Origin of the sequence: Bartonella sp. MR30HLJHH (assembly GCF_042194195.1) — a bacterium.
GTDB lineage: Bacteria > Pseudomonadota > Alphaproteobacteria > Rhizobiales > Rhizobiaceae > Bartonella > Bartonella grahamii.
In genome coordinates this window covers 1-12,040 of the sequence record NZ_JBHIMO010000019.1, presented here as the reverse complement: position 1 = coordinate 12,040, position 12,040 = coordinate 1, and the positions used below count along the sequence as shown (strand labels likewise).

6 protein-coding genes and 2 pseudogenes are annotated in these 12,040 nt (G+C 38.8%); all 8 read right to left on the bottom strand.

Annotated elements, in window-relative coordinates:
- Window positions 1-2,834, bottom strand: a pseudogene (locus tag ACFIKR_RS08020) (hypothetical protein); the annotation flags it as partial.
- A 783-nt stretch (window positions 2,835-3,617) separates the two neighbouring features.
- Entirely contained in the window at window positions 3,618-9,086 is a 5,469-nt protein-coding gene (locus ACFIKR_RS08015; protein WP_375659487.1) for a Vomp family autotransporter, read from the bottom strand.
- A gap of 445 nt (window positions 9,087-9,531) precedes the next feature.
- Window positions 9,532-9,869: pseudogene (locus ACFIKR_RS08010) on the bottom strand (YadA-like family protein); the annotation flags it as partial.
- A gap of 6 nt (window positions 9,870-9,875) precedes the next feature.
- Window positions 9,876-10,178 (bottom strand): hypothetical protein, encoded by a 303-nt coding sequence (locus ACFIKR_RS08005; RefSeq protein ID WP_375659486.1) that lies wholly within the window; start codon window positions 10,176-10,178, stop codon window positions 9,876-9,878.
- A 237-nt stretch (window positions 10,179-10,415) separates the two neighbouring features.
- Complete coding sequence (locus ACFIKR_RS08000) at window positions 10,416-10,901, bottom strand: hypothetical protein (protein WP_375659485.1); 486 nt, start codon at window positions 10,899-10,901, stop codon at window positions 10,416-10,418.
- A gap of 9 nt (window positions 10,902-10,910) precedes the next feature.
- On the bottom strand, window positions 10,911-11,129 hold the full coding sequence (locus tag ACFIKR_RS07995; protein ID WP_375659484.1) for a hypothetical protein: 219 nt from the start codon (window positions 11,127-11,129) through the stop codon (window positions 10,911-10,913).
- Window positions 11,129-11,368, bottom strand: a complete 240-nt coding sequence (locus ACFIKR_RS07990; RefSeq protein ID WP_375659483.1) for a hypothetical protein — start codon at window positions 11,366-11,368, stop codon at window positions 11,129-11,131. The genes ACFIKR_RS07995 and ACFIKR_RS07990 overlap by 1 nt, the downstream gene beginning before the upstream one ends.
- 291 nt (window positions 11,369-11,659) lie before the next feature.
- Window positions 11,660-12,040 (bottom strand): YadA-like family protein (locus ACFIKR_RS07985; RefSeq protein WP_375659482.1); only part of this gene is annotated, 381 nt, incomplete at its 5' end.

Sequence of the window (12,040 nt, the reverse complement as noted above, 5' to 3'; positions counted from 1 at the left end):
TTAACAAGAATACTGTCTCTTACATTGGCAATTTCAGTATTTGTTGCCAAAAGTTGGGAACCATTGACCGCTTCGGTTGATTCTGCTGTGAGTGCACCATCTTGAATGCCTGTTATCTTCTTACTGCCAGCGTCAATACCACCCGTTGTTATTTTCGGACCACCTGTAATCACTAAGCCGGTGGCATCTAGGGTATTTGTGCCTGCCTTTACGCTCGTTAATGCAACATCTTGAGCCAGATCAAATTGTACCTTATTATCCTTATCGCCTTTTGTAAGATTAAGATTTTTACTTCCAGTTACCAAATCCAATGGGCTGGTTGAATTAACATTCGTCGTATTTTTACCATTAACAGAGAGTTCCCAACTTGGGTTTATAGAGTCCTGTAGAGCTTTTAGCTGCGCAACATTTACCGCATCAGTGTCGTTCGTGCCAGCGGCAACACCCACAATCTGCCTAGTTTTTCCTTCCTTAGCATCACCAATACTTAATGCACCAAAGTAGGATATCCATGCGTTGTCCTGTCTATCTGCATTCTCTCTAGTACTAGGATCATAACCCGCAACACCAGGTCCAACATTAGCTACAGAATTACTTCCTAGAGCAATACCATCTTTAACTGATGCGTTTGCGCTAGCACCAAAAGCAATTGCATCAGCGGCGCCGTATTTAACTTTTGCAAATGAACCCAAAGCAATCGCAGAGGTGGCTTTTTCAGCAACCCCTGCGCCACGACCTAAAGCAATTGCATTGGCGGTGCCTTGTTGTACTTGTGCATTTGAACCCAAAACAACCGTAAATCCGCTGTCGTTACCAGCAGAGGAACCTGAACCAATAACAATCGAATCTCCATCGAAAGCTTGTGCTCTTGCACCAATAACAACCGAAGAGGCAGACTGAGCTATTGCATTGACACCAAGAACAACCGAGCCTTGGCCATTAGTTTTTGCGTTGCGCCCAATGGTAATCGCATCCATCACGGATTCTGCATTAACACCAATAGCAACACCTCCTCTGCTGGACCGTGCGCCAGCACCAAGAGCAAACGCAGATTCGCCGTCAGCTTTTGCGCCAGCGCCAAGAGCAACTCCACCAGCACCAGATACAGATGCATTTGCACCTAAGGCAATTCCATTTAACGAACCTTTTGGATCATCTGTGGAACCAACATCCTTTACAGATGCGCCAGAACCAAAAGCAAGCGCACCGCTAGAGAGTTTACTAACGCTTGCATTGCTACCAAGAGCGACTGAATTTTCTGCATCAGCTATAGCATCTGCAAAATCTTTGCCAGTAGTGTTAATTTTTAAACCTTTTATAACCGCTGCTTCTTGTGCTGCTTTTAGCTGTGCAAAATTCACTGCATCAGTATCATCAGTCCCCGTTGCAACTCCCGTTATCTTTTTACTACCAGCGTCAATACCAGAAGTGGTTATTTGCGGACCATCAACAATTACTAAGCCCTTGTCATCTAAGTTTGTTTTCCCTTTTAATGTTAAGGTATGGAGTGATATATCATTAGTCAAACCAAATATTAGTTTATTTTTATCGTCCTTATCTCTCTTAATCTTGAAGTTATCCCCTCCTGATGAAAAGTTTAGTGTGGTATCCATAAGAACAGTTGTAGCACCTTCACCTTCAATAGAGAGTTTCCAACCGTTTTTTCTTACAACATCTTCTAAGTCTCTCAACTGCCTAACATTCACAGCATCAGCAACCTCAGAACCAGCTGCTACGCCTGTAATTTGTCTGGTGATGCCCTTACTATAATCACCAACACTCACTGCGCCCTGCGTACTTTTCCATTGCGATTCGGTATTTATTGCAGGGCCCTGCAACAAAGGAGTATAACCAAACTTACCAGCAGCCCTATTGGCTATAGAGTTGTACCCTATAGCAATACCACCAGCAATCGTAACGCCAGAATTGGCACCTAAAGCAATACTTCCAGTCCCATTTGCATCTGAATAAAAACCTATAGATATAGCGTGCTTATCAACTGCTTTTGCACGATGACCAAGAGCAGTCGAACCATACCCCAAAGCCTTAGAAACAGCACCCACAGCCGTTGAATAATCACCCTTCGCGGTTGTATGATCATCTCCCCCGTGAGATTCACTACCTATTGCGACACTACTTAGGCCCATAGCGTGAGACATGTAACCTATAGCAATAACATCCTCCTTGTCTGATGCCTGAGCTTGATAGCCTATAGCAATACCTCTCGCTCCCTTTACAGATGCACTATCACCTAGAATAACAGTGTTACTCGCTCGTGTATTTCGTTGCATTCCCTCAGTTGAACCACTCCGCAAAAGGCCAGAAACATTAATAATATCTGTATTCTCATCATCCTGTACAAACTGTTGGTCTGCAGAGCTATCAACCACAAATGACCGTGGACTAATGGGAGATTTTTTATCTCGCCCCCCTGCATTTAACGTTTTTTTCGATAGGTTATTACTGTTTTCTGTCAAAACATTTATTATAGAACTCTCATCACTCGGATCTAGAAGAGTTCTGGTTAAAAAATTTGCATAGTCATCAGCAGCACTAATCTTTTCTAATCCGGCTTTATTGAGTGCTGTTAAATAATTGTCTTTTGAAACAGGAGAAGCATTCAAATCAGCAACAGAGATGATGTTTTGTGGATAAGAGACACCAGCACTGTTAACACCCTCAAGAAATGTGTTTCTAAAATCAGGATTTGCTGAAAAAACAGGTGTAACATTCGATAAAAATGTAGCCGCTGTAGCCAACGAAAGAACTTTAACAAAAGAAAAACGAGAACGTTTTAATTCACTCGCTGCTTTTGGGGCATATAATTTTTTCATAACAAACTCTCCAATGAAAAAACTTAAAAACACCTCCAAAACATAAAAAAGACACATTTTAGCATTATTGATCTCTTTGGAATTCAGAATAGAGGATCATTGCTTAGAGTGTGAACATTTTGAGTCTTTAAATCTTGTTTTGTTTGTGCTTTCTGTATTGAGACCTAAATGTTTGTTTTTTTGATTATGTTTTGTGGACATAAAAATAATACATTTAGAGTCTAAGGGGTTTAATGCGCTGTTTTTTCCTAACTAAAAAAGAGGTCTTGCATATTTAATATTACTTTTTACTTGGTAGTCGTTACTATAAAATGCTTAAAAAACGGTTTTAGTATGTGTTTTCCTAATTATAGACTTTAGTTTTATTAGGAAGCATTTTTTTGTTAATAACAAGTAAAGTAAAAAGAGATTGTAATATGCTGGAATTTTGACCTGCCTTGCGTAATCGGCTTTTTAGTTAGGTTTTCTCTTTTTAAAATATCATGTAATGATATATGCGCGGTCTTGTGATGTACCTTTTATCTTTACGCACTACTTATCCCCCTTTGAAATTTATTTTATCAAAATGAGTCTTACTAATATACATTTCCGTATCACTATAGACTATTCAAGAAAATAGCAACATAAAAGTATAACTTTTTAGCAATATGGATTCTACTGTGATCTTTTTTCAACAAAAATATAGAAACATCTTCTATAGATAAATAATGTGCGTTTGTAAAAAAAATCACCCTCATTTCAATCAATAAGGGTGAAAATTTTATTAAGTTTTCGTTGTTCGTATTATTTTATTTTCAGAGTGATTGCACCACCTATTCCCCAATGACCACCAGCACTCGTGGCAGAGAGATTAGAGCGGATTTTTCCGTTTTCAGATGTATAACCAGCACCAAGAGCAAATGCGGATTGTCCACGCCATGCACCGCTACCAAATGAGACACTTAAAGATCCTGGTTCGTCGAAGTAACGCAAGTTGGATACCGCTAGACCAACGGCGGCTGCTTGCCTTGCCTCTTTGCGTACGCTCTTAATGTCATAACTTAAAATATTAAACTTCATATCTGTATATTGGTTAGCCCGATCAACAGCACCATCAATAGCATCAATCCTGATATTATTTATCCGTTGATCTGTGTAGTGCTTCGATTCATCGAGAACAATTTTCATCTGTTCTTGGGTATAGCTGTGAAGTTGACCACCATTTACAGCTTCTTTCGAACCTTGTTCAATACGACCATCAGCAACATTATCAATCATAACAGGTTCGCTTTCATTCCCACCTTTTAGAGTGATCTTATTGGTCTTTTTACCATCAGCATCTTTATCATAGTTAACTGCGCCATCAGAAAGATTATTAACCGTGTTTTCAATATTATCAACTCTGTTTTCAATATTAAAAACCGTTTCACCCATATCCGTAACCGTAGTGGAAATATTGTCGACTCTGTTGGTAAGATGCTTAACATCTTTTTCAACACCCGTAACACGTTCGTTGGTCTCCCAAAGCTGTCCGCCATTGACTGCATCTTTTGAATCTTCTGTAATTTTACCATTTTCTACATTGATAATCTTACTTGGTTGACCATCATGGCTAGCGTCATAGGCTTTTTTCTGCTCATTCCAATTTAAACCATTGGATGAAACATTGTTTTCAACATTTTGAATACGGTTGTTTATCTTGGACATACTCTCACTTACGCCGTCAAAAGCACCGGCAACGTCATGATAACTCTTCTTCTCACCAGAACTACCGTCATTATTGAATTGTGCTATCTTGAAAGTAGGAGCGGTCCATTTTCCATTATTATAGCCAGCGCTGCCACCAAAATACGCAGCAAGCTGATTACTCATCAAATAAAGTTGCGAACCATTTACAGCTTCCGTTGAGTTAGCAGAAATATCTCCATTGGCAAGAAACTTAATTTTGCTATTGGTTTTTCCCTCTCCATGCTGTGCTACAAATGCTTTCTCGTCATTACTCCACAACAGAGAATCTTTAGAGACACCTTCAACTTTCTGAGTAAACTCATTGGCTACATGTGTTAAGCGGCTATTCACATTGTTGATATTATCATCAAGCCCTGTCAAAGCGTCACCAACATTTTCAAAGATTTTCTGAACCACCTCACCATTCGCAGAAACTGTAGATAAATTATACTGTGGTCCTACAAAAGCACCATCGACAAATTCGGCATCACCACCAAAATAGTTTGCAATATCTTGGGAGATTTGATTAATTTGGTTCCCATTTATCGCATCATACGACCCTTCTACAATTTTGCCATCTTTAACATTAAGGAGAGCTACTGGTCCTTGACTCTTATTGCCGCCCAAAGACACACTGTTATAATTGACAGTGCCATCTGCATTTTTATCGTAGAGAACTGCAAAAGCACTTCCCTCTTTAATGTTATTAATACTGTTACTAATATCTGCTATTTTACCATCGAGTTGTTTTTTATTAACAGCTTCATCATCATTAACTGCTGCCTTCACACCGGAAATTGTACGAGCACTACCCGATTTGTTCGCAACATTGATTTCAGTTCCACCTGTTGCCATACCAATGGTGATAATACCTTCATTTTCTTCCTGCTTAACGAGGCTATTTTTTGTCGCATTAGTAATTTGATTTTGGATATTCGTGATAGAATTATCAACAGTACTAAAAGCAGATTCAAAATCATTATGTGATTTGCCCTGAATAGTGTAGGTGGGAGCCTTACCGTTAGATACGTCTGCACCACCACCAAAATATTTTGATATATTTTTAGCAATTGTTGAGAGATTATTTGTAACAGTGGTAACATTCTGATTAGTAGCAAAGAGCTGCGAACCATTTACAGCATCCGTTGAATCTTCAGTAATATCTCCTTTGGCAAGAAACTTAATTTTGCTATTGGTTTTTCCCTCTCCATGCTGTGCTACAAATGCCTTTTCTTCCTTGCTCCACAACAAGGCATCGCCTTTAACTTCTTGTGTAATATTATTGATTTGTTGTGTGAAATCATTTGTCACATTTGTTAAATGATCATTCACATTCTTTACATTTGCATCAAGCCCACTCAAAGCTGAGCCAACATCATAGTAGTTAGCTTTTGCTACCTTACCATCTTCAACAATAACAGATAAACTATATTTTGGTCCTTTAAAGGCACCATCACTAAATTTCGTACCTCCACCAAAATAGTTTGCAATATCTCCAGATATTCTTTCAATCTGGCTGCCATTGATCGCATCATGCGAATTTTTAGTAATTATACCAGCTTTTACATTATGGAGAGCGACTGGTTCTTTATTTTTATCGCCACCCAAAGTTATACTACCATAATTAACGGCACCATTTTCTTTATCGTAGAGAACTGCAGCAGCAGTTGTGAGATTAATATCCTTAGAAATCTTCTCTATACTTTTATCAAGCTGTTCTTTGTTAACAGCTTCATTGTTCGCAACAGCTGCCTTCACACCGGAAATTGTACGAGCACCACCCGATTTGTTCGCAACATTGATTTCAGACCCACCTGTTGCCATACCAACGGTGATAGTACCTTCATTTTCCTCCTGCTTAACAAGGCTATTTTTTGCCACATTCGCAATCTGATTTTGGATATTCGTGATAGAAGTATCAACAGTACTAAAAGCAGAACCCACATCGTTATATTCAGTGTTCTGAATCGTATAGGTTGGTGCTTTATTAGCAACCACATCTGCACCACCACCAAAATATTTTGATATATTCTTATTTGTCTCATTAAAAGCCGTAACTAAATTAACAACTGTCTGATTGGTGTTAGCGACTGTCTGATTGGTCTCAAAGAGCTGCGAACCATTTACAGCATCCGTTGAATCTTCAGAAATATCTCCATTGGCAAGAAATTTAATTTTGCTATTGGCTTTTCCCTCTCCATGCTGTGCTACAAATGCCTCTTCTTCTTTGCTCCACAACAGAGAATCTTTAGAGACACCCTCAATTTTCTGAGTAAATTCATTGGCTACATGTGTTAAGCGGCTATTCACATTGTTGATATTATCATCAAGCCCTGTCAAAGCAGAACCAACATCAAAATGGTCCTTAGTTACTACCACACCATCTTCAGAAATCTGCGATAAATGATAGTGCGGACCAAACAAGATACCGTCGTGAAAGTCCGCATCACCACCAAAAATGCCTGCTACATCTCCAGATATTTTTTCAATTTGGCTGCCATTGATCGCATCATTCGACCCTTTTGCAATTGTGCCATCTTTAACATTATGGAGAGCAACTGGTGCCGTAGTCTTATCACCACCCAAAGTCACACTATTATAATTAATGGTGCCATCTGCATTTTTATCATAGAGAATCGCAAAGCTATTTGCTTCTTTAATGACCTTAATACTGTCCGTGATATCTGCAATTTCACCATCAAGTTGTTTTTTATTAACAGCTTCATCATCCTTAACTGCTTCTTTCACACCGGAAATTGTACGAGCATCACCTGATTTACTTGCAATATTAATCTCTGTGCCTTCTATTTCCTTACCGATAGTAATGCGATTTGTCTCTTTTTCTCGCTTAACAAGGCTATTGCTTTTTATGGTGTCAACAACATCTGCAATCTGACCATCGAGCTGTTGTTTATTAACAGCGTCGTTATTGTTTACAGCAGCCTTTACACCGGAAATTGTCCTATCTTCACCCGATTTGTTTGCAATATTGATTTCAGAACCACCTGTTGCCATACCAATGGTGATACGACCTTCTTCTCCACCATCTTGCTTAACAAAACTATGTGCTGCTATTTCATTTTTTATCTCTTGTAGCTGCGCAAAATTCACTGCATCATCAGATTCTTCCCCGTTTGCTACTCCTGTAATCTTTTTATTGCCAGCATCAATACCATCCACAGTTATTTTAGCCCCACCAGCAAACAGAAAGCCATCACTACTCATAGAGGCGTTCCCTGCAGTGACACTTGCCACTGTAATATTATCTGCTAGATCAAATTTTACATTATTGTCTTCCGCACCTTTTGTGATCTTAAGGTTGTTACTTGCAGCCGACAAATCTACCGTGCTCTTTATACCAATCGTTGTGGCATTTCCACCTCCAACAGACAAATTCCAACCTTTGTCGACGTAAATTTCTAACGTTTTTAGCTGTGCTACATTAACGGCATCATACCATTCAGTACCAGCTGCCACTCCTACAATCTGGCGTGTTTCCCCTGTTTTAACATCACCAACACTCACTGCACCTAGCGTACTTTTCCATACAAAGTTGTCAGACGTTGCAGGACCTTTAGCTAAAGAACTATAACCAAGTTTACCAGCAGCAACATCAGCCACAGACTTGCTTCCAATCGCAACACCTGAATCTACATTCACTTTTGAATAAGCACCAAAAGCTACAGATTTCACACTGTCCGCTTTAGCACGATGTCCAACAGCTATTGATTCTTCGCCCTTCGCTATTGTACGCCCCTCAGGGGGGGTCGGGTCAGTCCCCCATCTACCTTCACCACCTATTGCGATACTTTTTTTACCTACAGCGTACGCCAAATGACCTACAGCAACAGTAACGCTATTATCCACCTGCGCACCATAACCAACAGCAACCGAATCTGCGGCGTTTACTATTATCTTGGCACCAAGAGCAGTAATATCACTACTATTATGGAGTTTTTCGGCCTTTGTTATATCATTACCAAATATGACACTAGTACCCTCTACGTCACGTTGCAGTCCGGTACCGCGCTGCATTCTAGCCATAGAGTCATTGCGCAAAGGATTCAATGCATCAATAATCGCTGTATTCTCACCACTCTGTGAACTGATGATCAATTTTTTATATTGCCCGCCTGTATCTAATGTTCTTTCCAATGAGTTTTTGCCATCTGCCCTCAAAACATTCACAATAGGATAATCATTACTTATACCAGAAAGGGTTTTGGTTAAAAAATTTGCATAGTCATCAGAAGCGTCAACTTTTGGCACCATTGCCACATTCAATGCTGTTAAATAATTTTCCTTATCACCATCATAGTAATCATACGCAGAGATAATGCTTTGCGGATAAACCACGGCAGTATTCTTCACATTTTCAAGAGATGCTTTTGTTAAATCGAGATTTGCTGAAAAAACAGGAGAAGTATTCGATAAAAACAATGCCACCGCAGTTCCTAACGAAGCCACTTTAAACAATGATGATCGATGATGTGAACGAGAAAAACTCAAATCACGCAGATTGTGTGTAGTATATAATTTTTTCATAACACCCCCTTCATAATAATAGATTAACAACACAAAAAAGGTATGCTCTAGAACTCTAAAGCTTTCTTATTTCCTTTGCGTGCTCCTGCTTTTACAGCGTGGTTTAGGACATAAATAAAATTAAGACATAAGCTGTTGTTTCTACAGCGCCTTTAGAGGGTAGTTAGAGGCAAGTTCGTGAAAGTCAATTTAAGGAAGGTAAAAAAATACTTAATATTAGAATTGATTTCATTTTTCTAACAAAGGCTGTGTGTCGTTTTTAGTTTTGACCTCTTTGAAAAAGGTATAATTTTTGTGCCTATTGATCATCCGCTTAGGCATCAGTTTATTTTTCGTGAATAAGATTTTTTATTTCATTAGAGGATTTATGAAAGCTTTTTACTAAAATGCCCCTGCTTTGATGAAGCAGGGGCAAGGAGCATATTTAAGAAAAGTTTTTTGCTTATCAGTTCAGTGTTAAATTAAGCCCAACACCTACACCCCAATGACCACCAGAACTCGTTGCGGAGAGATTGGAGCCGGTTTTTCCATCTTCTGACATATAACCGGCTCCGATAGCAAAACGGATGCACTACACCAATGCACCCGTACCAAATGAAATGCTTAAAGACCAAGGGTATCAAAATAACTTAAATTTGATACTGCCAAATCTATGGCTGCGGCTTGTCTTGCTTCTTTTCAGATATCCTCAACAGTATAACTTAACACTGCGAACTTTATTTCTGTATACGAATGAACCTCTTTAACACCATCCTTTACAATATTAGACACTTTCTCATCCGTAATTTATCACTTTATATTCGCAATATCGATTTTATCACCATCTATATCCGTACCAATGGTAATGTGTTTCGTTGCTGTATCCTGTTTTACAAAAATACTCACTGCTACTTGTTCTTTTGTTGCCTTCAGTTGTAAAAAATTGACTGCATCAGTATTACTAGTTCCCTCTGCAACATTTGTTACTTTTTTACTTGCCGCATTAATACTACCGGTAGTTATTTGCGGGACATCCGTAATTACTAAGCCTACTGCATCTGCTTTTGTTTTCTCTCCTAATGTTATGCTTTTCAATGCTATGTCATTAGCCAAACCAAATATGAGCTTATTTTCATCGTCCTTATCTCTTTTAACCCTGAAGTTACTTCCTCCAGATGAAAATTTATTGTATTATCTAGCATCCACATCTTTATCTGCCTTACCAGCAATAGACAGTTTCCAGCCTTTTTTCTTATGACTTCTTCTAAATCCTGCAACTATCTAAGGTTCACTGCATCGCCAGGTTTGCTACCAGCTGCTACGCCTATAGTTTGTCGCGTTATGTTCTTACTAAGAACACCAATACTCACCTGAACCTTTCATGCTTTTCCATTGAGATTCGGTGTTTTTAGCCGGTCCTTGCAGAAGAGACGTATACCCAAAAAACGCCAGCAGCCCTACGAAGCACAGAGTTGTTCCCGATAGCAACGCCCCATCAACCGTCACGTTAGCATAGAATCTAAAGCGATACTTCCAACCCCATTTGCTTTTGAATAGAAGCCTATAGAAATAGCTTCTTGAGCAAATGCATATGCACCCAAGAGCAATCGAACCATACCCTAGAGCTTTAGAAATGGCTCCTCCAGCTGTTGAATAATCACTTTTCGCAGTTGTATAATCATTATCTACATGTTCGCACTTCTTATTATATTCATCACCTATTGCGACACTGCTTTTCCCTAAAGCGTAAACCATCTTCCCTACAGCAACGCTCCATTCTTTTTCCGCTTGCGTTCCACTATCTAAAGCAATACTTGTGTTTGGAGTACGTTGCATACCTGTAGATCATTGCATTCTTGTAATGAAATCATGTCGCAAGGTGTCAGATCCATCAATAATCGTTGCATCTTCGTTGTTTTCAGAACTTATTGTAATTGTAGAGTTATTGTTCATCACCAATCGCGGATCGGTGAGAGATCTCTCACTCAAACCATCATTACTCTTAATAGAAAGCGTATTAACGAGAAAATTGACATAAGCACTATCGTCTGTAGAATCGTCCACTATTGTTGCTGTGCTGTATTAAGTGCTGTTAAATAACTTGCTTTTGATAGAGCAACAATGCTGTTAGAATTAGTATACGCAAAAAGGAGCATTTTTCCTTGAGGATAGCTCTTTGCTGCTTTTGCCATGGCTTGAAGCAGCTGTTCTATTATATCAATTTTTTTCGCCAAAGCAGGAATAGCATTCGATAAAAAACAACTATCACAACACCCAATGAAAACGTTGCTACAAACAACCAATAAAATAAATGCTGAAAACTTGAGCTATTTCCCTTGAATATGATTCAATAATTTTTTCATAACAACCCCTCAACAAAAACCATGTTTAAAACATAAAAAATAGTAATCAATTTTTTGAATCTTTGTCACTAAGGTCTTTTATTCTCAAAAAAAGTTGTAATAGGCTTTTTATATAATTACGGGAGTTTTGTACATTTAGAATAGCTTTAAAGGACTCTGAAAGAAGATAAAAAAATTGCCCTTTTCTTAAATAAGAAAAAGGCAAATCAATTTTATGGATTCAGTCGTTTATTAGTTGAGTATCACATTAACCCCTGCACTTATACCCCAGTGACCTCCAGAAGTGGTAATTGACAAGTTGGAACCAATATCACCGTTCTCTGAAGTATAACCAGCCCCAACAGCAAACGCGGATTGACTACGCCATAAACCACTACCAAATGCGAGTGTTAATTTTCCAGGAATATCACTATAGCGTAAACCAGCTACCGCTAAACCAACAGCTGCTGCTTGTCTTGCTTCTTTTCGGACATCCTCAACAATATAACTTAATGTCGAAAACTTCATATCCGTATATGAATTAGCCTCATTAACTCCATTATTGACAAGACTATTGACTTGATCATCCGTATATTTCTTCGCATCTTCAAGAACCGTCTTCATCTGCTGTTC